The organism is Rhizobium sp. P1_B8 (genome assembly GCF_056406515.1).
Genome location: NZ_JBFTZZ010000041.1, coordinates 1 through 23,893, shown reverse-complemented (window position 1 = coordinate 23,893; position 23,893 = coordinate 1). Strand labels below are relative to the sequence as shown.

Below are 23,893 nucleotides of genomic sequence, written 5' to 3'. Positions count from 1 at the left end.
TTGCGGCTTGCCTCAGACCTGCTCGAAGGCGCCGTGGCAATGCTTGTATTTCTTGCCGGAGCCGCAGGGGCAGGTCTCGTTGCGGCCGATCTTGCCCCAGGTGGATGGATCATCTGGGTTGCGGTTTTCAGGAGAAACGATGACTTCCGATGCCTGGTAGATCGCCGGGGCGAAATCGTCCTCGCCGGTCGTAGGATCCAGGTGATGGGCCTGCATCAGCGGCGGTTCAGGCTCGGCGGGCGCCTGCTGCACCAGTTCGACGCGCATCAGCTGGGCGGTGACGGCTTCGCGCAGATTGTTGAGCAGCGCCGTGAAGAGCTCGAAGGCTTCCGACTTGTATTCCTGCAGCGGATCGCGTTGGGCATAGCCACGGAAGCCGATGACGGAGCGCAGATGGTCGAGGTTGACGATGTGTTCGCGCCAGAGATGATCGAGCGTCTGCATGACGATCGAACGTTCGACATAATGCATGATGTCGTCGCCGAAACGCTCGGCCTTTTCCGTGAAGGCCGCATTGGTGGCTTCCGTCAGGCGCTCACGGATATCGTCCTCGCCGATGCCTTCTTCCTTCACCCAGTCCTCGATCGGCAGGTCGAGATTGAGGATGTTCAAAGCGCCGGTCTTCAGGCCGGCGGCATCCCATTGTTCGGCATAGGCGCGCTCGGGGATATGCTTTTCGACCATGTCTTCGATCACCTCACGGCGCATGTCGGAAACGGTCTCGGAAATATTGGTCGATTCCATCAGTTCGAGGCGCTGCTCGAAGATCACCTTGCGCTGATCGTTGAGAACGTCGTCATACTTCAAGAGGTTCTTGCGGATGTCGAAGTTACGGGCTTCGACCTTCTTCTGGGCGCGCTCCAGGGCCTTGTTGATCCAGGGATGGACGATCGCCTCGCCCTCCTTGAGGCCGAGCTTGGTCAGCATGCTGTCCATGCGGTCGGAGCCGAAGATGCGCATCAGGTCGTCCTGAAGCGAGAGGTAGAACTTCGAGCGGCCGGGGTCGCCCTGACGGCCGGAGCGGCCGCGCAGCTGGTTGTCGATGCGGCGGCTTTCATGGCGCTCGGTGGCAATGACGTAGAGGCCGCCGGCTTCGAGCGCCTTCTGCTTGAGTGCCTTGATCTCCTCGATGATCGCCTGGATCCGGGCGTCGCGCTCCGGACCGGCTTCGACTTCGCCGAGTTCGCGCTCAATACGCATGTCGAGGTTGCCGCCGAGCTGGATGTCGGTGCCGCGGCCGGCCATGTTGGTGGCGATGGTGATGGCACCCGGCACGCCGGCCTGGGCGACGATATAGGCTTCCTGCTCGTGGTAGCGGGCGTTCAGGACCTTGAAGTCGTCGAAGCCCTGCTTACGCAGGCGCTCGGCAAGCAATTCCGATTTCTCGATCGAGGTGGTGCCGACCAGCACCGGCTGGCCGCGCTTGTGGGCGTCGAGGATCTCCTCGATGATCGCCTTGAACTTCTCGTCGAAGGTCCGGTAGACCTCGTCGTCCTCGTCGAGGCGCTTGATCGGGAGGTTGGTCGGGACCTCGATGACATCGAGATTGTAAATGTTGGCGAATTCTTCCGCTTCCGTCTGCGCCGTGCCGGTCATGCCGGCGAGCTTGTCGTACATACGGAAGTAGTTCTGGAAGGTGATCGAGGCCAGCGTCTGGTTTTCCGGCTGGATCTGCACCTTTTCCTTGGCTTCGAGCGCCTGGTGCTGACCTTCCGAATAGCGGCGGCCCGGCATCATGCGACCGGTGAACTCGTCGATGATGACGACTTCGTCATTGCGGACGATATAGTCCTTGTCGCGCTGGAAGAGCTTGTGGGCCTTCAGCGCATTGTTGACGTGATGGACGATCGCGACGTTCTCAATGTCGTAGAGCGCGTTGCCCTTCAAGAGGCCGGCCTGGCGGAGCAGGTTTTCCAGCTTCTCGGTGCCCTCTTCGGAGAAGTTGGCGGAGCGCTGCTTCTCATCGATCTCGTAATCGCTCGGCGCCAGCAGCGGAATGAAGGCGTCGATCGTATTATAGAGTTCGGAGCGGTCGTCGAGCGGACCGGAGATGATCAGAGGCGTGCGCGCCTCGTCGACGAGGATCGAGTCCACTTCGTCGACGATTGCGAAGTTGTGGCCGCGTTGGACCATCTGGTTCTTCTCGTACTTCATGTTATCGCGCAGATAATCGAAGCCGAGTTCGTTGTTGGTGGCGTAAGTGATGTCGCAGGCATAGGCGGCGTGGCGTTCCTCGTCGGAAAGGCCGTGGACAATGACGCCGGTGGTCATGCCGAGGAAGCCGTAGACGCGGCCCATGGTCGCGGCATCGCGCTGGGCGAGGTAATCGTTGACGGTGACGACGTGTACGCCCTTGCCGGAAAGCGCGTTCAGATAGACCGGCAGGGTGGCGACGAGGGTCTTGCCTTCGCCGGTCTTCATCTCGGCAATCGCATTCGAATGCAGGATCATGCCGCCGACCAGCTGTACGTCAAAAGGTCGCAGGCCGAGAACGCGGCGCGAGGCTTCGCGCACGACTGCAAAGGCCGGGATCAAAATGTCGTCGAGCGTCTTGCCCTCGGCGAGCAGGGCGCGAAACTCCACGGTCTTTGCCGCGAGCTGCTCGTCCGTCAGGGCCTTCGTCTTCTCTTCGATAGAGTTGATGGCAGTGACGTTCGGCTGGTAGGACCGCACGCGGCGGTCGTTGGAAGACCCAAATAACTTGCGGGCTATACCGCCAAAGCTGACCATATGACTGGCCCTTTCTCAATATTCATCCCCGGCGTTTCTTGTCCGCGGCCCAGCCGAAAATCAGGCGCGCGCCTTAAAACGCCCGGAAACTGTTCTGGACGCGAGGTTGCGTGACAGATAAGAGGGGGGTCGAATGATGTCAACGGATTTGGCGGATACAGAAAGGCCACAATCCGGTGTTGATGGCTATTTTGGGCTGGATTCAGGGGATGCTGAAACCGGCAATGTAACTGTGAAGGGTATTTCATGTTGAGCACCAACAAACTTGCCGTTCTGGCGTTTGCAACTTTTGTTGCGCTCCAGGGCCCGGCCCATGCCGATGACGCCGTCATCGCCAAGGTCGGCACTCTGGAGATCCACCAGTCGGAACTCGACCTTGCGGTCGCCAATCTCGACCCGCAGCTGGCGCAGCTTCCAGATGACCAGAAGAAGGTCGCAGCCCTTTCCGCCGCCATCGACGTGAAGCTGCTCGCCGCCGACGCTGCGGCTGAGAAGCTTGATCAAACCGACGAATTCAAGAAGCGCATGCAGTATCTCACCGACCGCGAGCTGCACAATGCCTATTTCAAGAAGCATGTCGTCGACATCGTGACGCCTGAGGAAGTCAAGGCCCGCTACGACAAGGAAGTCGCTGCCCTGCCGAAGCAGGAGGAAGTCCACGCCCGTCACATCCTCGTCAAGACCGAGGACGAAGCCAAGGACATCATCAAGCAGCTCGATGCCGGCAAGGATTTCGCCGAACTCGCCAAGGAAAAGTCCACCGATCCGAACAAGTCGGAAGGCGGCGACCTCGGCTATTTCACGCGCGGCCGCATGGTCAAGGAATTCGAGGACGCAGCCTTCGCGCTTGAGAAGGGCACCTATTCCAAGACGCCGGTTAAGACCGATTTCGGCTTCCACGTCATCAAGGTCGAGGATAAGCGCGACGCTCCGCCGCCGCCCTTCGAGCAGGTGCAGGATCAGGTTCGTCAGCTCGTCATGCGCGACAAGTATCTTGAGCTTCTGAACAAGGCGAAGGCCTCCGCCAAGATCGAGATCACGGACGAGACGCTGCGCAAGGGTTACGACCAAGCCAACAAGCAGCCGGAGCCGGGCAGTGAGCCCGTCGCGCCAGCGCCGCAGCAGTAATATTCGCATCGGGGCCCGGTTCTTCCGGGCCCTTCATTAGATCCGGATGATTTTGGGCCTGATCGGCCTAAAATCATCCGGATCTAAATCAAAGAAGGTGAGCATGGTGTTGTCCGAAAGCCGCTGACACTTTTCGGCATCATGCTCTGGCATCGTTTGTTGTCGCATTTCCGGACGGCGAACCGGTTTCCATTTCGCCTGGAAGTGCTCATTGGCAGGTCTCATCATGTCCGGTTCCGTCTCTCCGCTCGCCCCGAAATCCTTCGTCTCGATGCCACCGCTGCGCGGCGTGCGGATGGCGACGGCTTCCGCCGGCATCAAGTACAAGAACCGCACAGATGTGCTGATGATGGTCTTTGACAGGCCGGCGACTGTTGCGGGCGTTTTTACCCGCTCGAAGTGCCCGTCGGCGCCGGTGGATTTCTGCCGGGCCAATCTCCCCCATGGCAGCGCCCGCGCCGTCGTCGTCAATTCCGGTAATGCTAATGCTTTCACCGGCCTGAAGGGCCGGCAGGCGACCGCGCTGACGGCGAAGTCGGCTGCCGCTGCCGTCGGCTGCGCCGAAAACGAGGTCTATCTGGCCTCGACCGGCGTCATCGGCGAGCCGCTGGATGCCACCAAATTCTCAGGCGTTCTGGACCGAATGCAGGTCGAAGCGACCGGCGATTTCTGGTTCGAGGCCGCCAAGGCGATCATGACGACCGACACCTATCCGAAGGTTTCGACCCGCAGCGCCGCAATCGGCGGCGTGGCCGTGACGATCAACGGCATCGCCAAGGGCGCCGGCATGATCGCGCCTGATATGGCGACGATGCTCTCCTTCGTTGTCACCGATGCCGACATTGCGCCTGCCGCGCTGCAGGCGCTTCTGTCTGACGGCGTTGGCCCGACCTTCAACTCCATGACCGTCGACAGCGACACCTCCACCTCCGATACGTTGATGCTGTTTGCGACGGGTGCCGCGGCCGAGGACGGCCAGGCCCGCATCGAACGTGCCGACGATCCGCGCCTTGCCGCCTTCCGGGCCGCACTCAACGAAGTGCTGAAGGACCTGTCGCTGCAGGTGGTGCGCGACGGCGAAGGTGCCACCAAGATGCTTGAAATCACCGTGACGGGTGCCGAGAGCGATGCCGCCGCCAAGCGTATCGCGCTATCGATCGCAAATTCGCCGCTGGTCAAGACGGCGGCCGCCGGCGAAGACGCCAATTGGGGCCGTATCGTCATGGCTGTCGGCAAGTCCGGCGAGATGGCCGACCGCGACCGGCTCGCCATCTGGTTCGGCGACATCAGGGTCGCCGTCAATGGCGAGCGTGATCCCGATTATTCCGAGGAGGCCGCCTCGAACGTCATGAAGGCGCAGGATATCCCCGTCAAAGTCGATATCGGCCTCGGCGGCGGCACAGCAACCGTCTGGACCTGCGACCTCACCAAGGAATATGTTGCGATCAATGGCGACTATCGGAGCTGATCGTTCATTGGCGCAGGTATCCATTTTCTCACACAATCTGCCGCTGGTGCGCAGGCTGGAGGCCGTCGGCTTTCGCGCCTGGCCGGCGGCATCCGTGCAATATGACGGCAGCTGGCAGGTGCGGCTGACGGCCGGTCACCCGTCCAACCGGCTGAATTCGATCGTGCCGCTCGATCCCTCGGATCATCGCGATGTCGAAATCCGCCTGGAAAAGGCGCGCCGAAAGTTCGAGGCCTATGGCCGCGCCGCTGTGGTCCGCCAGACGCCGCTTGCCTCGCCGGTGCTGATCGAACTTCTGCGCGCGCAAAACTGGACGCGCTTCGACGATACAGTGGTGATGACCTGCGACCTTGCCGAGGCGGAGCTGCCGGATACGCTCGATCACCTGCCGACTCACGATGTCGGCCGTTTCGTCGACGCCAACCTCGCCGTCGACCGGGCGCCACTGAGGCTGAAGCCGGCGCTTGCCGAAATCATTTCGGCGATCAAGCCGCCATCCGGCCTGTTCATGATCGAGAATGCGGCGGACGGCCCGCTTGCGACCGTGCTCTGCGTCCAGGACAATGACCTTGCCGGGATCATGTCGCTTTCGGTCTCCGAGGCGCGGCGGCGCGAGGGGCTCGGCACCGAAATCCTCACCTCGGCGCTGCGCTGGGCGCGCATGCGCAGCGCCCGTTCGGCCTGGCTGCAGGTGAAGCTGTCCAACCACCCGGCCATCGCACTCTATGAGCGCCTGGGTTTTCGCGACGCCTATCATTATTGCTATTGGCAGCAGGAGCCGCGATGAGCGAGGCAGGCCGGAAGATATTGCTGGTCGCCGCCTGTGCGCTGATCGATGCCGATGGGCGTATCCTGTTGGCACAGCGTCCCGAGGGAAAGTCGCTTGCCGGGCTCTGGGAGTTTCCCGGCGGCAAGGTCGAGCCCGGTGAGACGCCGGAGGAAACGCTGGTGCGCGAGCTTGAGGAAGAACTCGGCATCAACACCAAGATTGCCTGCCTTGCGCCGCTTACCTTTGCCAGCCACTCCTACGAGACCTTCCACCTTTTGATGCCGCTTTATATCTGCCGGCGCTATGAGGGCATTCCCCAGGGCCGGGAGGGGCAGGCGCTAAAATGGGTGCGTCCGCAGGCGCTACGCGACTATCCGATGCCGCCGGCTGACGAGCCGCTCATCCCGATGTTGCAGGATTTACTTTAGCGTTATCTGATTATTATTGTGCCACATCGTTTTCGGCTGTGGATATTAATGGATCGTTTAACACCTTCTGCCAAAGATCGGCCTCAATCAAGCATCTGGCGTGCGTGTATTAAAAGGCTTGACGTCATGGACGATGATTTCTGGAAAGCTGTCCGGGAAAAGGAACGGGCCTCGTCTGCCTCGCGCAGGACGGGTGCGCTGAATATCGCCCTTCTGTTCGGCACGGCAGTGGTCGCGCTGACGCTCATTCTGACGCCAATGCTTGCGGATTCCTCGAAGAAAAGCGTCTTTGCCAGCGCGCCGGCGGATTTTGATACGATCACGACAGGATCGATCCCGAAGAGTGACAGCGGCAAGCGTTATACGATCCGCCGCAGCGTCCTCCAGGATACGCCCGGTTCGGTCTGCGTCGTCCAGGGCTATGGCGTCGGCGCCGGTTGCTGAAAAATGCCGGCCGTCGCCCGATGGTCGTGGAATTGTTCGTTTGCCGTCGGTTTCGCTCAGGGGTCGCGAAATAATGCGTATTTTGAAAGCATTTCTTGCAGATAACAGGGGTGCGACGGCAATTGAGTATGGCCTGATCGCGGCCCTCATTTGTGGCGCTCTCGTCTCTGGTCTCGGGGTCTTCACCGGCGCCCTGCAGGACGTCTTCAACGTGATCAACAACAATATGACGGTGAATTGAAGAAGCAGCCGGCCGTTACTGCTTGAGCTTGTGCTCGTCCACCTTCAATGCATCGGCAAGGCGCGCCTTGGCCGAACCCGGCCTGAGCGGCTTTTGCTGGCTCTCATGGGCAGCCCATCCCGAGACATAGATGATCGAGAAGGTGGCGCGGATACGTCCATCGGGATCGGAATAACGTTCGGCGTAGATCTCCGCTGCACGCAGGAAGAAGGCGCGCGTCAGCGGCATCCGGGCGCGGGCTGCAAGCGGATTGCTCATGCCCATCGCTCTTAGATCCCGCATCAGCGGAAAGAGCGAATCATAGCGCACCGTATAATTCTCCGCGTCGATCACCGGCAACGTGAAGCCGGCGCGCTGCATGAGGCTGCCGACATCGCGCACATCGGCGAAGGGGATGACACGCGGGCTTGCGCCACCCGTCATCTCGACCTCGGTGGCCAGCAGCACATCGCGCAGTTCCTGCAATGTGCCGGCGCCGGGGATCGCCGCCATGAACAGGCCGTCCGGCTTCAGGGCGCGGCGGATCTGGATGAAGACACCTGGCGTATCGTTGGTCAGATGCAGGCTGAGCGGCGCAAGGATAAGATTGGCCGATTGCTGTTCGAGCGGCACGTCCTCGAGCGGCGCCTCGATCAAGGTTTCGCCCGGCCCGGCATAGGCTTTCTGGCTTTCGATGCGGATCATCGTGCCGATTTTGCCCGTCGCCAGCGCGGCACGGGCGGCAGCACCGGTTGCGCCATGCAGTTCGACGGCGGTCTCGAAAGTCCGCTCGACCACAGTAAGCCGCTCGGCCATTTCCTCAGCGGCAATGTCGAGCAGGAAGGCGGCTTTCGGGTCGTTGTTTACAAGCGCGCGATGGCGATGTGCGGCGATCAGGGCTCTGTCGAAGATCGTTTCCATGGCGATGTCCTTAGTCCCGTGTCGCCTGTGCGGCAAGACGATTTTCCTTTCGCGAAGAACAGGCTAGTCTCCGCGGCATGGGACTGATCAACGTTGAAAAACCGTCAGAGTTCTTGCGGGCGCAACTCTTGCGGCCGTTTTCGGCGCTTGCCGATTTCTTCTATCCGCCCGCCTGCTCTGTCTGCGGTATTTCCACAGGCGGCCATCGCGGGCTCTGCGCAAAATGCTGGTCCGGCATCCGCTTCATCGAACGGCCCTATTGCGAGGTGCTTGGCATTCCCTTCTCGCACGATCTCGGCGTCGGCATCCTCAGCGCCGAGGCGATCGCCAACCCGCCGCCCTTCGACCGGCTGCGGTCGGCCGCGACCCATGACCATGCGGTCCGCGATCTCGTTCATGGGCTCAAATATCGCGATCGCACCGATCTGGCGCTGATGATGGCTGCCTGGATGCTGCGGGCTTCCGACGGGACGGTCGAGAGCTGCGATGCGCTGATCCCGGTGCCGCTGCACCGCACCCGCATGCTGGCGCGCAAGTTCAACCAGGCAGCCGAGCTTGCCCGCCATATGGCAAGGCTCTCAGGCAAGCCGCTGCTTGCCGCCACGCTTGTTCGCGTCAAGCGCACCAGCCAGCAGGTCGGCCTCGGCGCCAAGGCGCGTGAGGACAATGTCAGGGGTGCTTTCACGATTGCCAAGGGTTGCGAAAACGACATTTTCGGCAAGCGTATCGTCCTCGTCGACGACGTCTATACAACAGGGGCGACGGTCGCTGCGGCAAGCCGGACACTGCGCAAGGCGGGTGCGGCTGACATAACGGTTTTGACCTTTGCAAGGGCTCTCTCCGAGCCTATATGACAAGAATACCCGGCATCAGTCTGGAGAGATTATGGTACCCGTCACCATCTATACACGGCAGTTTTGCGGCTATTGCACCCGCGCCAAGTCCCTTCTCGAAGAAAAGGGCGTCGAATATGTCGAGCACGACGCGACCTTTTCGCCGGATCTTCGCCAGGAGATGATCGGCAAGTCGAACGGACGGACCACTTTTCCGCAGATATTCATCGGCGCCGATCATGTCGGCGGTTGCGACGATCTCTTTGCGCTCGATCGGGCCGGCAAGCTCGATCCGATGCTGGCGGCTTGAGGAAGAACCGATGAGCTTCAAGGCCGCAGCTGTCCAGATGTGCTCCGGGGTCGATCCGGTGAAGAATGCCGCCGCCATGGCGCGGCTGGTGCGCGAGGCCGCTGCCGAGGGCGCGACCTATGTGCAGACGCCCGAGATGACCGGCATGCTGCAGCGAGACCGTGCGGCGGCACGCGCCGTGCTTGCCGACGAGGCGCATGACATCATCGTCAAGACAGGCTCAGATCTCGCTAGGGAATTCGGCATTTACATGCATGTCGGTTCGACAGCGATTGCCCTTGCTGACGGAAAGATCGCCAATCGCGGTTTCCTGTTCGGTCCCGACGGCAGGATTCTCAATCGCTACGACAAGATCCATATGTTCGACGTCGATCTCGACAATGGCGAGAGCTGGCGTGAAAGTGCCGCCTATACAGCCGGCTCGGAGGCCCGCGTCCTATCGCTGCCCTTTGCCGAAATGGGCTTTGCAATCTGTTACGACGTGCGGTTTCCCGCGCTCTTCCGCGCCCAGGCCATGGCCGGCGCTGAAGTGATGACGGTGCCCGCCGCCTTCACCAAGCAGACCGGCGAGGCGCATTGGGAGATCCTCCTCAGGGCACGGGCGATCGAGAACGGTGTCTTCGTCATCGCTGCCGCACAGGCAGGCCGGCACGAGGACGGGCGCGAGACTTTCGGCCATTCGATGATCATCGATCCCTGGGGCACGGTGCTGGCGTCGGCCGGCGCCACCGGTGCGGCGGTTATCGTCGCCGAGATCGATCCCGCCGCGGTCAAGGCCGCGCATGACAAGATCCCGAACCTGAGGAATGGCCGGGAATTCTCGGTCGAGAAGATTGCGGGAGCAGTCGCCGGAGGCGTCGCCGCTTGATCCGCTATTCCCTCACCTGTGACAATGCCCATGAATTCGAAGGCTGGTTTTCGGAAAGCGCCGATTTCGATCGTCAGGTCGAAACCGGTTTTCTGACCTGCCCGGTCTGTCATTCCGCCGCCATTTCCAAGCTGTTGATGGCGCCTTCGGTGTCGACGGCGCGGAAGAAGGACGAGAGGCAGACACTGGCGATGGATGCCATGCGCCGCGAGGCCCTGCAAAAGCTCAAGGAGGCCGTTGCGGCGGTCAAGGCCAATTCCGAGGACGTCGGCACGCAATTTCCCGAGGAAGCCCGCAAGATCCACTACGGCGAGGCGGATGCCCGCGGCATCATCGGCCAGGCGACGTTCGACGAGGCGCAGGCCCTCCTCGAAGAGGGCATCGAGATCGCAGCCATTCCTGTTTTGCCGGAAGACGTAAACTGACGTGTAGTCCACGCCGCTCGCCTTCTATGATTTCGGCCTGCGTATCGCGCTGAAAGTGTAGCCGGCTTATTGACGACGGGACTAAAGCGCGTCGCGATCTTTCAGATTCGCTCCTCGCGCTTTAGGCCTTTGTTTTTGCGCATGTCGTTGTCGCAAAACCGCTGCACAGTTTTGCGCGACATGCTCTAAGCCGGCCGCTTCGCCAGCAGCATATAATTCACTTCCATATCCTTGGACAGGTTCCATTGGTTCGACAGTGGATTGAAGAAGACGCCGGTGCGGTCGGTGATCTCGAGGCCGTTTGCGGCCAGCGGCCTTTCCAGCTCTTCCGGGCGTACCAGCTTTTCATACTGATGCGTGCCGCGCGGCAGCCAGCGCAGAATGTTCTCGGCGGCGAAGATGGCAAGCGCTGCCGCCTTCATCGTACGGTTGATGGTGGCAACGAAGATCAGGCCGCCGGGGCGGACCATTTTCGCGCAGGTCGTCATGAAGAATTCGACATCGGCGACGTGTTCCACCACCTCCATGTTCAAGACGATATCGAAGGTCTCGCCAGCCTCGGCGAGCTCCTCGGCGGTGACGGCGCGATAGTCGACCGAAACGCCGGAGGCCTTCGCATGGGTGGAGGCGATGCCAATATTCTTCTCGGACGGATCGGCGCCGACGACGGACGCACCCATGCGGGCGACAGGTTCGGATAACAGACCGCCGCCGCAGCCGATATCGAGCACGCGCAGGCCCTCGAGCGGGCGCGCGCTTTTCGGATCACGGCCGAAATTCTCGCAGGCTTTGTCTCTTATATAGGCGAGCCGGACGGGATTGAACTTGTGCAGCGGCTTGAATTTGCCGGTCGGGCTCCACCATTCCGCCGCCATCGCCGAGAAGCGGTCCACTTCACCTTGGTCGATCGTGCTTCTGGCGCCTTCCGTCATCGTCCACTCCTTCATTCGTGAGATGTGAAGTCGGACGATCGGGGGCATAAGTCAAGGGCGCAGACCAGAGGACTGACGAGGGCGGAACCGCTCGCCAATAGCTTTTATCGCCCGCGCTTGCCTCCCCCCGCCAAACTCGCTAAGAGACGCCGCAACTTGGGGCCTTTGGGGACCTGGGCTTTAGAGCGGTTCCGGAAGTTGGGAATCCGGCTCTCTGGCCAAGCGGTCTGCCCAGAGCTTTCGTGATGCCGGGTCCGGTTTTCCGCTTTCCCGGCGCCAGTCGTGGTAGAGGCATATGGCACGCATCGTAATGAAATTCGGCGGCACGTCCGTCGCTGACCTGGACCGCATCAAGAATGTTGCCCGCCACGTAAAACGCGAAGTCGATGCCGGGCACGAGGTCGCGGTGGTGGTGTCGGCCATGTCCGGCAAGACCAATGAACTGGTTGGCTGGGTCCAGGGCACGCCGAAGGTGATCGGCGCCAATTCTCCGTTTTACGATGCGCGGGAATATGATGCGGTGGTCGCATCCGGCGAGCAGGTGACATCAGGGCTGCTGGCAATCGCATTGCAGGCGATGGATATCAATGCCCGTTCCTGGCAGGGATGGCAGATCCCGATCCGCACCGACAACGCGCATGGCGCGGCACGGATCATGGAGATTGACGGCTCTGACATCGTCAAACGTATGGGTGAGGGGCAGGTCGCCGTCATCTCCGGCTTCCAGGGGTTGGGACCCGACAACCGTATCGCGACGCTCGGGCGCGGCGGATCGGACACTTCGGCCGTCGCAATCGCGGCAGCTGTCAAGGCAGACCGCTGTGATATCTATACTGACGTCGATGGCGTCTACACGACCGACCCGCGCATCGTGCCGAAGGCGCGCAGGCTGAAGAAGATCGCCTTCGAGGAAATGTTGGAAATGGCCTCGCTCGGCGCCAAGGTACTGCAGGTGCGCTCGGTCGAGCTTGCCATGGTGCACAAGGTGCGCACCTTCGTGCGCTCATCATTCGAAGACCCCGATGCTCCGGGCATGGGCGATCTGCTGAACCCGCCCGGAACGCTGATTTGTGACGAGGATGAAATCGTGGAACAGGAAGTAGTCACCGGCATCGCCTATGCCAAGGATGAGGCTCAGATCTCGCTTCGCCGTCTTGCCGACCGGCCGGGCGTGTCCGCGGCGATCTTCGGACCGCTCGCCGAATCCCATATCAATGTCGACATGATCGTCCAGAATATTTCCGAGGACGGGTCGAAGACCGACATGACCTTCACCGTGCCATCAGGCGACGTCGAGAAGGCGATCAAGGTGCTCGGCGACCATAAGGAGAAGATCGGCTACGACGTCGTGCAAAACGAATCGGGGCTGGTGAAAGTATCGGTCATCGGCATCGGCATGCGCAGCCACGCGGGCGTTGCCGCGACCGCATTTCGTGCACTTGCCGAAAAAGGCATCAACATCAAGGCGATCACGACCTCCGAGATCAAGATTTCCATCCTGATCGACGGTCCCTATGCAGAACTCGCTGTCAGGACTTTGCATTCCTGCTACGGTCTGGATAAGAATTGATTCCCAGTGGGCGGCCTGCCCCTTCAGGTTGAGGAGGCGAGGGCCGGCCTGCCGGGACTGAGTGCGTTGTTTCGGGAGCTTGAGACGCCATGAGAGACCTTTCCGGCGGTCCGCGCGTGCTGCTCAGGCGGCTGCGCGAGTTGATGGCGGAGCCGCTGGAGCCGCAGGAGCGTCTTGACCGGATCGTCCGCCAGATTGCCGGCAATATGGTGGCGGAGGTTTGCTCCGTCTATGTGCTGCGTGCCGACGGCGTACTCGAACTCTACGCGACCGAAGGCCTCAACCGCGAGGCCGTGCATCTGGCGCAACTGAAGATGGGGCAGGGCCTGGTCGGCACGATTGCAGCCTCGGCCCAGCCGCTGAACCTTTCCGACGCGCAGTCGCACCCTGCTTTCCGCTACCTGCCGGAAACGGGCGAAGAAATCTACCATTCCTTCCTCGGTGTGCCGATCCTCAGGACCGGGCGCTCACTCGGCGTTCTCGTCGTGCAGAACAAGGCAAGCCGCAACTATCGCGAGGAAGAGCTGGAAGCGCTCGAGACGACCGCGATGGTGCTTGCCGAAATGATCGCCACCGGCGAGCTCAAGAAGATCACCAAGCCGGGCCTCGAACTCGACCTGACGCGTTCGGTGACCGTCGATGGCGACACTTATAATGACGGCATCGGCCTCGGTTACGTCGTGCTGCACGAGCCGCGCATCGTCGTTACCAACCTGCTGAACGAAGATGCCGAGAAGGAAATCCGGCGGCTGGCCGAAGCCATGGGCTCGCTTCGGATTTCAATCGACGACATGCTGTCGCGTCGCGACGTGTCGATGGAGGGCGAACATCGTGAGGTGCTCGAAACCTATCGCATGTTCGCGCATGACCAGGGCTGGGTGCGTAAGCTCGAGGAGGCGATCCGCAACGGCCTGACGGCGGAAGCAGCAGTCGAGAAGGTGCAGAGCGACACCAAGGCGCGGATGATGCGGTTGACCGACCCTTATCTGCGCGAACGCATGCATGATTTCGAGGATCTGGCGAACCGGCTGCTCAGACAGTTGACGGGTTATACCGGCCGGACGACCGCCGAAGGTTTCCCCAGCGACGCAATCATCCTGGCGCGCGCTATGGGGGCAGCCGAGCTGCTCGATTATCCGCGTTCCAATGTGCGTGGGCTGGTGTTGGAAGAAGGGGCGGTGACGAGCCACGTGGTGATCGTCGCGCGCGCCATGGGCATTCCGGTCATCGGCCAAGCGGCGGGTGTGGTGGCGCTCGCCGAGAATGGTGATGCCGTGATCATCGACGCCGACGAGGGGCATGTGCATCTGCGGCCGATGGCCGATCACCGGCGTTCCTATGAGGAAAAGGTCCGCTTCCGCGCCAGGCGGCAGGAACAGTTCCGAGCACTGCGCGCCGTCGAGCCGGTGACCAAGGATGGGCAGCGGATCTCGCTGATGATGAATGCGGGGCTGTTGGTCGACCTGCCGCAGCTTTCGGAATCGGGTGCCGAGGGCATCGGCCTCTTCCGCACCGAGCTGCAGTTCATGATCGCCTCCACCATGCCGAAGGCGGACGAGCAGGAGCAGTTCTATCGCAATGTGATCAAACAGGCGGCGGGCCGCACCGTCACCTTCCGTACGCTCGATATCGGCGGCGATAAGGTCGTGCCCTATTTCCGCGGCCATGAGGAAGAAAATCCGGCACTCGGCTGGCGCGCCATCCGGCTGTCGCTCGACCGGCCGGGACTGTTGCGCACCCAGTTGCGCGCCCTGCTGAAGGCATCGGCCGACACCGAGCTGAAGCTGATGGTTCCGATGGTGACCGAGGTTTCCGAGTTGAAGATGGTGCGCGAGCTTTTGCAGAAGGAAGTGCAGCATCTCTCACGCTTCGGCCACGGCTTGCCGCGCAAGCTGCAATTCGGGGCAATGCTGGAGGTGCCGGCCCTGCTTTGGCAGCTCGACGAACTGATGGAGGCGGTCGATTTCGTCTCGGTCGGCTCGAACGACCTCTTCCAGTTCTCGATGGCGGTCGATCGCGGCAATGCACGGGTTTCGGACCGCTTCGATCCGCTGGGCAAGCCGTTCTTGCGTATCCTGCGCGATATTGTGCGCGGGGCGGACCGGAACAAGACGCCGGTGACGCTCTGCGGCGAGCTCGCCAGCAAACCCATCTCGGCGATGGCGCTGCTCGGTATCGGCTTCCGCTCGATCTCGATGTCACCGGCCTCGATCGGACCGGTGAAGGCGATGCTGCTTGGGCTCGATGTCGGGGCGCTGACGAAGGCGATGGACGAGGTGCTGGACGATCACCACGCCTTGACGCCGATGCGCGAGGTGCTTGCCCGCTTCGCCGAGAGCCACAATATTCCCCTTTAGACAGAGATTAAGAAGAATCGGAGTGAAGGGTGGCGAAGCTTCCCGTTGAAAAGATGCGCGAGCTGGAACGTCGTTTCGGCGAGATCGAGGCGCGCATGTCGGCTGGCCCGGCTGCCGATGTCTATGTGAAGCTCGCATCCGAATATTCCGAGCTGCAGCCTGTCGTGACGAAGATCCGCGTCTATGAGAAAGCGGTCGCCGAGCTTGCCGATCTCGAAACGCTGCTCGAGGACAGGTCGGTCGACCGCGAGATGCGCGACCTCGCCGAGCTGGAGCTGCCCGAGGTAAAAGGGCAGATCGAGGTGCTGGAACAGGAGATGCAGATCCTGCTTCTGCCGAAGGATGCAGCGGACGAAAAGAGCGCGATTCTTGAAATCCGCGCCGGCACGGGCGGCTCGGAAGCCGCTCTTTTCGCCGGCGATCTGTTTCGCATGTACGAGCGCTTTGCGGCGGAAAAGGGCTGGAAGGTGGAGGTGCTCTCGGCGAGCGAGGGCGAAGCCGGCGGCTACAAGGAAATCATCGCGACGATCACCGGCAGGGGCGTCTTTGCCAAGCTGAAATTCGAATCCGGCGTGCATCGCGTGCAGCGCGTGCCGGAAACCGAGGCGGGGGGCCGCATCCATACGTCGGCGGCAACGGTGGCGGTGCTGCCCGAGGCCGAGGAGATCGACATCGAGATCCGGGCTGAAGACATCCGCATCGACACGATGCGCTCTTCGGGCGCGGGCGGCCAGCACGTCAATACGACGGACTCGGCGGTGCGTATCACCCACCTGCCGAGCGGCATCGTCGTCACCAGCTCGGAAAAATCGCAACACCAAAATCGCGCCAAGGCGATGCAGGTGCTGCGCTCCAGGCTTTATGACGCGGAGCGGCAGAGGGCCGACAGTGAGCGTTCTGCCGATCGCAAAAGCCAGGTCGGCTCCGGCGACCGCTCGGAACGTATCCGCACCTATAATTTCCCGCAGGGGCGGGTGACGGACCATCGCATCAATCTGACGCTCTATAAGCTTGACCGAATGATGGAAGGCGAGATCGAGGAGGTCGTCGACGCGCTGATGGCCGATTACCAGGCCAGCCAGCTGGCGCAGCTCGGCGAGCAACAATGAGCTCGACGGTCGCCGATATGCTTGCCGAAGCGCGCCGTCGCTTCACCGAAGCCGGTATCGTCGACCCGGCGACCGATGCGCGGCTGCTTGTCGCGGGCCTTCTGAAATTGTCGCCGACCGAGCTGTTGACGCGATCGGCGGAGCGGCTTTCTCCTGAGCAGGCCGAAGTGATTTTCAAGGCGCTGGAGCGGCGGCTCGGCCATGAGCCGGTGCATCGCATTCTCGGCGAGCGGGAATTCTATGGCCTGCCGCTGCGGCTCTCGGCGGAAACGCTGGAACCGCGGCCGGATACGGAAATCCTGGTCGATACGGTTCTCGTCTATCTCAAAGACCTTGCAAAGGCGCAAAGCCGTCTCCATATCCTTGACATGGGAACCGGGACCGGGGCGATATGCCTTGCGCTTTTGAGCGAGTGTCCTGATGCGTCAGGTGTCGGCAGCGACATATCGGCGGATGCACTTCTGACGGCAAGATCGAATGCAGAAAGAAACGGGTTGCAGGATCGTTTTCAGGTCGTCCAGTCGAGTTGGTTCGAGAACATCCAGGGATCGTTTCACGCGATTGTCTCAAATCCGCCCTATATTGCTTCCAATGTCATTCACGATCTCGCTCCCGAAGTGACGAAATTTGATCCGGCTGCGGCTCTGGATGGCGGCCCGGATGGGCTTGACGCTTACAAAGCCATAGCCAAGGATGCGGCAAGGTTCATCAGGCCCGATGGGGTCGTCGGACTGGAGATCGGCTACGATCAGCGAAACGACGTGACGGCGATCTTTGAAGCGAAAGGCTTCAGGTGCCTCAAATCCGTGAAAGATTATGGTCAGAACGACAGGGTGCTCGTGTTCGCGCTCACGTGAGAGACGATAATGCGGCATTGAACAGGACATTATTGTTATTGCGAAGAAAAGGCTTGGATTTCCCGGTGAAGCAATATAGGTTGCGGTCACGTGTTGGGCAGATAGGAATGAACGAGATTCGTTCGGTACTTGGTTTGCCTCGGGGGTCCGCTCTTTTAAACGAGAGTTTCAACGGTTGAACACGACCCAATGCGTGAATCAGTCAAACTGACTTGAGAACCAAGCGGCAGGTCGGCGCAAAGGCGCAGTATGCTCGCGGCACAAAGGTCCTGACCCGGTTTCCGGTCATGGCGGTTGGTGCCATGTATCCATCACAAACAGAGAATTCAGGTGAACGATCTATGAGGCCAGGACAGCAGAACAAGCGCGGTCGAGGGCGTGGTAACAATAACAACGGCGGCGGTGGCGGCGGCGGTGGAAATAACAATAACAACAATTTCAACCGCAAGGGCGGCAATCCGCTGACCCGGACCTATGACAGCTCCGGCCCCGATGTGAAGATTCGCGGTACTGCGCAGCATATCGCCGAAAAATACGCGCAGCTCGCCCGCGACGCCCAAAGCTCCGGCGATCGCGTGATTGCCGAGAACTATCTCCAGCACGCCGAACATTATAATCGTATCATCGCCAGCGCCCAGGCGCAGATGCAGGAACGCTTCCAGCGCGACGACCGCGGCGAGTACAATGATCGCGAAGGTGCGGACCGCGACGGCGACGATATGGATAACAATGAGAATGACAATGACAATGACGGCGACGACGTCGTTATCGTCCAGCCGCCGCAGAACAGGCAGCACCAGCCGCAGAGCAGGCAGCACCAGCCGCAGCCGCAGGCACAGCAGCAGCAGCCGAAGCCGGTACCCGCTCAGGCACCGGCACCGGCACCGGCACCCCAGTCCGAACTCATCGATGGAACCGGCCCACAGCCGGAGATCGAAGGCATTCCGGCTGAAGTCGCCATGGACGAGGAAGGTGCCGGCGGCCAGCCGCGCGAACGCCAGCCTCGCCGCCGCAGCACCGGCAGCCGTCCCCGTCGCCCGCGTCGCGGTGCTGAGGGCGAAGAAGCCGCGGCTGAAGGCGAGGGCGCCTCTCCCGAGGCGCCAGTGCTGGCTGACGTCGCATCGGAATGAGGATTTCGCTTTCCCCTCAGGGGAGAGCGTGAAGCTCATGCCATCTGCTCGAATTAGCTTGAAAATCCCCGGCCTTGTGCCGGGGATTTTCATTTTACGGGCTCTTTAAACTCGCAGAACAGGCTACCATATTCTCTTCGAACTGCTTCGCCCGAATCCCAGACGGGCAAAGCGCGACCTGCCTTTTCAGGGGGTCGATCTCAATCATCGGTCTGCGCCTCGTCAGGGCAGGGCGATCCATGGAGGTACCATATGAATATCGAGAAATATTCGGAGCGGGTGCGCGGTTTCATCCAGTCCGCCCAGACCTATGCGCTGGCGCAGGGTCACCAGCAATTTACGCCCGAACATGTGCTGAAAGTCCTGCTCGATGACGATCAGGGTATGGCGGCATCGCTGATCGAGCGCGCCGGCGGCGATGCCAAGGCCGCCCGCCTTGCCAATGACGCAGCTCTCGCCAAGTTGCCGAAGATCTCCGGCGGCAACGGCAACATTTATCTGGCGCAACCTCTCGCCAAGGTCCTTTCGACCGCTGAAGAAGCGGCGAAGAAGGCCGGCGACAGCTTTGTCACGGTAGAGCGCCTGCTGCAGGCGCTGGCGATCGAATCCACGGCCTCGACCTTTTCGACGCTGAAGAATTCAGGCGTGACGGCCCAGGGCCTCAACCAGGTCATCAATGACATCCGCAAGGGCCGGACGGCGGATTCCTCCAATGCAGAGCAGGGTTTCGATTCGCTGAAGAAGTTCGCACGCGATCTCACCGCCGAAGCCCGCGAGGGCAAGCTCGACCCGGTGATCGGTCGCGACGACGAAATCCGTCGCACCATCCAGGTGCTTTCGCGCCGCACCAAGAACAATCCTGTGCTGATCGGCGAACCCGGGGTCGGCAAGACGGCGATCGTCGAGGGCCTGGCGCTGCGCATCGTCAACGGCGACGTGCCGGAATCGCTCAAGGACAAGAAGCTGATGGCGCTCGACATGGGCGCGCTGATTGCCGGTGCGAAATACCGCGGCGAATTCGAGGAGCGGCTGAAGGCCGTGCTCAATGAAGTCCAGGCTGAGAACGGCGAGATCATCCTGTTCATCGATGAGATGCACACGCTGGTAGGCGCCGGCAAGGCGGATGGGGCGATGGACGCCTCCAACCTCTTGAAGCCCGCCCTTGCCCGCGGTGAGCTGCATTGCGTCGGCGCGACCACGCTTGATGAATATCGCAAACATGTCGAGAAGGATCCGGCCCTTGCCCGCCGCTTCCAGCCCGTCGTCGTCGACGAACCGACGGTCGAAGACACGATCTCGATCTTGCGTGGGCTGAAGGAAAAATACGAGCAGCATCACAAGGTGCGCATCGCCGATGCGGCGCTGGTGGCCGCGGCGACACTTTCCAACCGCTATATCACCGACCGTTTCCTGCCCGACAAGGCGATCGACCTGATGGACGAGGCGGCAGCGCGCCTGCGCATGCAGGTGGATTCCAAGCCGGAAGAGCTCGACGAGCTCGATCGCCGGATCATCCAGCTGAAGATCGAGCGCGAGGCGCTGAAGAAGGAAACCGACATTGCCTCTGCTGACCGGCTGAAGCGGCTGGAGACCGAACTCACCGGCCTCGAAGAGGAAGCCGATGCACTGACGGCTCGCTGGCAGGCGGAAAAGCAGAAGCTCGGCCTTGCCGCCGATCTGAAGAAGCAGCTCGACGATGCCCGCAATGAACTGGCGATCGCCCAGCGCAAAGGCGAATTCCAACGTGCCGGCGAGCTGACCTACGGTGTCATTCCGGATTTGGAAAAGCAGCTCGTCGACGCCGAGAAGCAGGATGGCGAACGCGGCGCGATGGTGCAGGAGGTCGTCATCCCCGACAATATTGCCCATGTCGTTTCCCGCTGGACCGGTATTCCGGTCGACAGGATGCTGGAAGGCGAACGCGACAAGCTGCTTCGGATGGAAGACGAACTGGCGAAATCGGTGATCGGCCAAGGTGATGCGGTTCAGGCCGTGTCGCGCGCCGTCCGCCGCGCGCGTGCCGGCCTGCAGGATCCGAACCGGCCGATCGGCTCGTTCATCTTCCTCGGCCCGACCGGCGTCGGCAAGACGGAGCTCACCAAGGCGCTTGCCCGCTTCCTCTTCGACGACGAAACGGCGATGGTGCGTATGGATATGTCGGAATATATGGAGAAGCACTCCGTTGCCCGGCTGATCGGCGCGCCTCCCGGCTATGTCGGTTATGACGAAGGCGGAGCGCTGACGGAAGCCGTGCGCCGCAGGCCTTATCAGGTCGTGCTGTTCGACGAGATCGAAAAGGCGCATCCCGACGTCTTCAATATCCTGCTGCAGGTGCTGGACGACGGACGTCTGACCGACGGCCAGGGCCGGACGGTCGATTTCCGCAACACGATGATCATCATGACCTCGAACCTCGGCGCCGAATATCTGACGCAGCTGAAGGACGGCGACGACAGCGACACGGTTCGCGAGCAGGTGATGGAGGTTGTGCGCGGGCATTTCCGGCCGGAATTCCTGAACCGCATCGACGAGATCATCCTCTTCCATCGCCTGAAGCGCGAGGAGATGGGCGCGATCGTCGATATCCAGCTGAAGCGGCTGGTGGCCCTGCTGTCCGAGCGCAAGATCGTCATCGATCTCGACGAGGAAGCCCGCCACTGGCTGGCGAACAAGGGTTACGACCCGGTCTACGGCGCAAGGCCGCTGAAGCGGGTGATCCAGAAGTTCGTGCAGGATCCGTTGGCCGAGCAGATCCTGTCTGGCCAGGTGCCGGACGGATCGACCGTAAAGGTGACGAGCGGTTCGGACCGGCTGCAGTTCAGGACGATGCAGACGGTGAGCGAAGCGGCGTAAATCGGTTTGCCGGATGAATGGGAAATGGCGGCTTCGGGCCGCCATTTTTCGTTTGGTGGCCGAGGCGTCTCGTGGAGGGGAACCAGCGTAGATGGACGCTACTTGCTCGCCACCTGGTCTGGCGTCTGGTTGTTCAGCAGCGTATCGATGCGCTTGCGCTCGTCCTCGAATTTCGCCAGCGCCTCGCCCTGCAGCGATTTACCGCCCGGCAGGCGGATGCGCAGCGGATCGACCTTGGTGCCGTTGACGATCAGCTCATAATGCAGGTGCGGGCCGGTGGATTCGCCCGTCGTGCCGACCCAGCCGATCACCTGGCCCTGGCGGATCTTGGCGCCGGGGACGACGCCTTTGGCGATGGCGCTCTGGTGATTGTAGGAGGATTCATAGCCATTGGCATGGCGGACGATCGTCTGGTTGCCGTAGCCGCCGGAATCCCAGCCGGCTTTTTCGACCGTGCCGTTGCCGGCGGCGATGATCGCCGTGCCGCGCGGCGCTGCCCAATCGACGCCGGTGTGCATGCGGGCAAAACCGAGGATGGGGTGGCGGCGCATGCCGAAGCCCGATTTGAAGATGCCGTTCGGCACCGGGTTGCGCAGCAGGAACTGGCGGATGCTCTTGCCGTTCTCGTCGAAATAATCGACCGAGCCGTCGTCGGGGTCCTGGAAGCGGTAGAAGCGCGTCTGCGTGTCGCCGAAACGGGCGTTGACATAGAGCAGTTCGGAATCCTCGGTCGCCTGACCGGCGCTGTCGGCGACGGAGAAGAAAGCCTCGAGACTGTCGGTCGGCCTCAGCTGCGCCTGGAAATCGACATTGCTGGCCAGCAGCTTGATGATCAGCGCCGTCATATCCTTGGTCATGCCGTAGGAAAGGGCAGCACGATAGATGCCGTCATAGACGCGCGGCAGGTTCTGGCCGGGGGGCGGTGAGAAGGAATTGTCATCGAAGGCGGTGGCGATGGCATCCAGCATCGGCGGCTCGCTGCCGGGCACATATCTGCCCTTGTCGTCGACGGCCACGGTGACGAGATGGCGCGTGCCGCGATAGACGCTGGCTCGGATGATCTTTGCCTGTTCGCCCTTCTGAATGATGCCGATGCGCAGCACGTCGCCCTTGTCGAGATCACTGGAACCCAGTTGCTGCGCGATGTAGCCGGCAATGCCATCAGCATATTGCTGCGGATAGCCTGAATCCGTCAGCGCCTTGGCGATCGGCGTGTCGACGCGCACGGGAAGGATGTCGTCGGCGAATTCTTCGGTCTGCGGCGTGATCGATTCCGATGCGGAGACCGTCATGTTCTGTTCGAGTACGCGGGCGGACAGACCGGCGGTCAGATCGACATCGGCATCCTCGTTGGAGAAACGACGCGGATCGACGTAATAAAGGGCTGCGAGCTGAGTATTGCCGTCGGTCAGCACCGAGCCGTTGGAGCGCACATTCTCTTCGACCTCCTCGAGCGACAGGCCGGATGCCATCTGCATGCCGGTCTTGCCGGTCGGGAACGGAATGGTCTTCAGGCTGACTTCGGATTCGACGTCGGAGCCGTAAAGCGCGCCGGTGCGGCTTTGCGGCGCGGGCTGCGGCTCGTCGGCGGAAAAGATCGCCAGGGGATCGAAGTCGGGATAGTCCTCCGTCGCCACATGATTGGCGGCCAGCGTCATCTTCACATGCGCGAAGGGCTGGCGGCGCACCACTTCCTTTTCGCCGTCGTGGATGACGGTTGAAACTTCCATGATGGCACGGTCAGACGGTTTTGCGGCAATGGCGGGCGCGACCAGCCGGCCGCCACGGACCACGGTCGTATCCTCATGCGCGTCAGCCGCAACGCTCGCATAGGCTTCGGCGGGGATCGCCAGTTGCTGGCGGCCATCAAGGGCGGCAAAAAGGGCGACACCCATCAGAACGGATGATGTAATGCCGGTGAGGAACGTGCCCGAGAGCCAGCGCAAGGAAACCTCGCGGCGGTCGGGCGCACGCCTGCCGTCGGCCAGAAGCGGAGGCTCGTTGCCCAACGAGCGGATCATCATTTTCTCCGTCATCATGGCAGTCGGGTCCGCGTCCTTACATCAGGCGTCTGTGGGAGCATTTATCGGCCATCCTGGCTGGGGCGAAAGATGTGCATATTTTGGGCATGGAAGTCAAATCACTCAGGAAAAGGCAGTTTGCCTGCATTTGCCTGTGTGAATCATGTGTCTCTTAAGACCAGCAGATTGTGATGATGTCGGGGCGCAGGAGACAAAAGAGCGTTCTTTCCACGAAAAGTCGAAAGACGTTCATCTTTCCGGGCCGTATCAGGCCGGTCGGAATCCGGGAAATGACCGCATTCGACTGTCGCCCGAAATTTTGTCTTAAAAAACAATGACCTGAAAGAAAAATCAATTTTTTCAAAAAGCGCTGTTGACTGTTTGGGAGGGTTAGTTCTATAAGCCCACTCACTGAACGAGGGCGGCGGCGCTGCTGGCGACGAAGTCTTTCGTTCTAAAGAAACTCAAGCGGATTAGCGGTAAGCTGGTTTGTGTTCTGGGCGCGAGTTTGGAACGGGTT

21 protein-coding genes are annotated in these 23,893 nt (G+C 61.3%); 16 read left to right on the top strand and 5 right to left on the bottom strand.

The window, feature by feature from the left end; genetic code table 11:
• Window positions 1-12: 12 nt before the first annotated feature.
• Entirely contained in the window at window positions 13-2,730 is a 2,718-nt protein-coding gene (gene secA / locus AC1D2N_RS32735; RefSeq protein ID WP_018243756.1) for a preprotein translocase subunit SecA, read from the bottom strand.
• A 246-nt stretch (window positions 2,731-2,976) separates the two neighbouring features.
• Between secA and AC1D2N_RS32730 the strand changes: the two genes are divergently transcribed.
• Window positions 2,977-3,858 carry a peptidylprolyl isomerase gene (locus AC1D2N_RS32730; protein WP_113543116.1) on the top strand — a complete coding sequence of 294 codons (882 nt, stop codon included), beginning with the start codon at window positions 2,977-2,979 and terminating at the stop codon, window positions 3,856-3,858.
• 36 nt (window positions 3,859-3,894) lie between these two features.
• Here the strand turns inward: AC1D2N_RS32730 and AC1D2N_RS32725 are convergent, their stop codons facing one another.
• On the bottom strand, window positions 3,895-4,086 hold the full coding sequence (locus AC1D2N_RS32725) for a hypothetical protein (protein WP_018448083.1): 192 nt from the start codon (window positions 4,084-4,086) through the stop codon (window positions 3,895-3,897).
• Here AC1D2N_RS32725 and argJ point away from each other — a divergent pair.
• The 5 genes from argJ (at window position 4,085) to AC1D2N_RS32700 (ending at window position 7,208) form a co-directional block, all read left to right on the top strand.
• Window positions 4,085-5,326: a bifunctional glutamate N-acetyltransferase/amino-acid acetyltransferase ArgJ gene (argJ, locus tag AC1D2N_RS32720; RefSeq protein ID WP_018448082.1), complete on the top strand. Its 1,242-nt coding sequence runs from the start codon at window positions 4,085-4,087 to the stop codon at window positions 5,324-5,326. The two genes, AC1D2N_RS32725 and argJ, sit on opposite strands and share 2 nt — an antisense overlap.
• Entirely contained in the window at window positions 5,307-6,113 is an 807-nt protein-coding gene (locus AC1D2N_RS32715) for a GNAT family N-acetyltransferase (protein WP_130653141.1), read from the top strand. Before argJ ends, AC1D2N_RS32715 begins: the two co-directional genes overlap by 20 nt.
• On the top strand, window positions 6,110-6,523 hold the full coding sequence (gene mutT, locus AC1D2N_RS32710; protein ID WP_012759141.1) for an 8-oxo-dGTP diphosphatase MutT: 414 nt from the start codon (window positions 6,110-6,112) through the stop codon (window positions 6,521-6,523). Before AC1D2N_RS32715 ends, mutT begins: the two co-directional genes overlap by 4 nt.
• A gap of 126 nt (window positions 6,524-6,649) precedes the next feature.
• Window positions 6,650-6,967, top strand: a complete 318-nt coding sequence (locus tag AC1D2N_RS32705) for a hypothetical protein (protein ID WP_018243751.1) — start codon at window positions 6,650-6,652, stop codon at window positions 6,965-6,967.
• A gap of 73 nt (window positions 6,968-7,040) precedes the next feature.
• Window positions 7,041-7,208 carry a Flp family type IVb pilin gene (locus AC1D2N_RS32700; protein ID WP_024323594.1) on the top strand — a complete coding sequence of 56 codons (168 nt, stop codon included), beginning with the start codon at window positions 7,041-7,043 and terminating at the stop codon, window positions 7,206-7,208.
• 15 nt (window positions 7,209-7,223) lie between these two features.
• Here AC1D2N_RS32700 and AC1D2N_RS32695 read toward each other — a convergent pair whose 3' ends face one another.
• Window positions 7,224-8,108: a methyltransferase domain-containing protein gene (locus AC1D2N_RS32695; RefSeq protein ID WP_130653140.1), complete on the bottom strand. Its 885-nt coding sequence runs from the start codon at window positions 8,106-8,108 to the stop codon at window positions 7,224-7,226.
• Window positions 8,109-8,185: 77 nt separating this feature from the next.
• Here AC1D2N_RS32695 and AC1D2N_RS32690 point away from each other — a divergent pair, with 77 nt between their 5' ends.
• Genes AC1D2N_RS32690 through AC1D2N_RS32675 form a run of 4 tightly spaced genes read left to right on the top strand, consistent with a single transcriptional unit; the run spans window position 8,186 to window position 10,544 of the window.
• Window positions 8,186-8,962, top strand: coding sequence for a ComF family protein (locus AC1D2N_RS32690; protein ID WP_130653139.1), 777 nt, complete (start codon window positions 8,186-8,188; stop codon window positions 8,960-8,962).
• Between the two features lie 31 nt (window positions 8,963-8,993).
• A complete protein-coding gene (gene grxC / locus AC1D2N_RS32685) occupies window positions 8,994-9,251 on the top strand; it encodes a glutaredoxin 3 (protein WP_011653683.1) in 258 nt (85 codons plus the stop codon).
• A 10-nt stretch (window positions 9,252-9,261) separates the two neighbouring features.
• Window positions 9,262-10,119: a carbon-nitrogen hydrolase family protein gene (locus tag AC1D2N_RS32680; protein ID WP_130653138.1), complete on the top strand. Its 858-nt coding sequence runs from the start codon at window positions 9,262-9,264 to the stop codon at window positions 10,117-10,119.
• Window positions 10,116-10,544, top strand: coding sequence for a DUF1178 family protein (locus AC1D2N_RS32675; protein ID WP_018243746.1), 429 nt, complete (start codon window positions 10,116-10,118; stop codon window positions 10,542-10,544). The genes AC1D2N_RS32680 and AC1D2N_RS32675 overlap by 4 nt, the downstream gene beginning before the upstream one ends.
• A 185-nt stretch (window positions 10,545-10,729) precedes the next feature.
• On the opposite strand, the gene ubiG is transcribed toward AC1D2N_RS32675, so the two are convergent.
• The gene (gene ubiG / locus AC1D2N_RS32670; RefSeq protein WP_130653137.1) at window positions 10,730-11,476 is read right to left on the bottom strand and encodes a bifunctional 2-polyprenyl-6-hydroxyphenol methylase/3-demethylubiquinol 3-O-methyltransferase UbiG; all 747 of its coding nucleotides are present in this window, start codon (window positions 11,474-11,476) and stop codon (window positions 10,730-10,732) included.
• Between the two features lie 295 nt (window positions 11,477-11,771).
• On the opposite strand from ubiG, the gene AC1D2N_RS32665 reads away from it, so the two are divergent.
• The 6 genes from AC1D2N_RS32665 (at window position 11,772) to clpB (ending at window position 21,352) form a co-directional block, all read left to right on the top strand.
• Window positions 11,772-13,046, top strand: a complete 1,275-nt coding sequence (locus AC1D2N_RS32665) for an aspartate kinase (protein ID WP_011653679.1) — start codon at window positions 11,772-11,774, stop codon at window positions 13,044-13,046.
• 89 nt (window positions 13,047-13,135) lie between these two features.
• Complete coding sequence (ptsP, locus tag AC1D2N_RS32660; RefSeq protein ID WP_130653136.1) at window positions 13,136-15,403, top strand: phosphoenolpyruvate--protein phosphotransferase; 2,268 nt, start codon at window positions 13,136-13,138, stop codon at window positions 15,401-15,403.
• Window positions 15,404-15,432: 29 nt separating this feature from the next.
• Window positions 15,433-16,512 carry a peptide chain release factor 1 gene (gene prfA / locus AC1D2N_RS32655; protein WP_130653135.1) on the top strand — a complete coding sequence of 360 codons (1,080 nt, stop codon included), beginning with the start codon at window positions 15,433-15,435 and terminating at the stop codon, window positions 16,510-16,512.
• Window positions 16,509-17,369 (top strand): peptide chain release factor N(5)-glutamine methyltransferase, encoded by an 861-nt coding sequence (gene prmC, locus AC1D2N_RS32650; RefSeq protein ID WP_028734614.1) that lies wholly within the window; start codon window positions 16,509-16,511, stop codon window positions 17,367-17,369. Before prfA ends, prmC begins: the two co-directional genes overlap by 4 nt.
• A gap of 341 nt (window positions 17,370-17,710) precedes the next feature.
• Entirely contained in the window at window positions 17,711-18,499 is a 789-nt protein-coding gene (locus AC1D2N_RS32645) for a DUF4167 domain-containing protein (RefSeq protein WP_130653134.1), read from the top strand.
• A 252-nt stretch (window positions 18,500-18,751) separates the two neighbouring features.
• Entirely contained in the window at window positions 18,752-21,352 is a 2,601-nt protein-coding gene (gene clpB, locus AC1D2N_RS32640; protein ID WP_130759061.1) for an ATP-dependent chaperone ClpB, read from the top strand.
• 98 nt (window positions 21,353-21,450) lie between these two features.
• Here the strand turns inward: clpB and AC1D2N_RS32635 are convergent, their stop codons facing one another.
• On the bottom strand, window positions 21,451-23,391 hold the full coding sequence (locus tag AC1D2N_RS32635; protein WP_130653132.1) for a M23 family metallopeptidase: 1,941 nt from the start codon (window positions 23,389-23,391) through the stop codon (window positions 21,451-21,453).
• Between the last annotated feature and the right edge of the window lie 502 nt (window positions 23,392-23,893).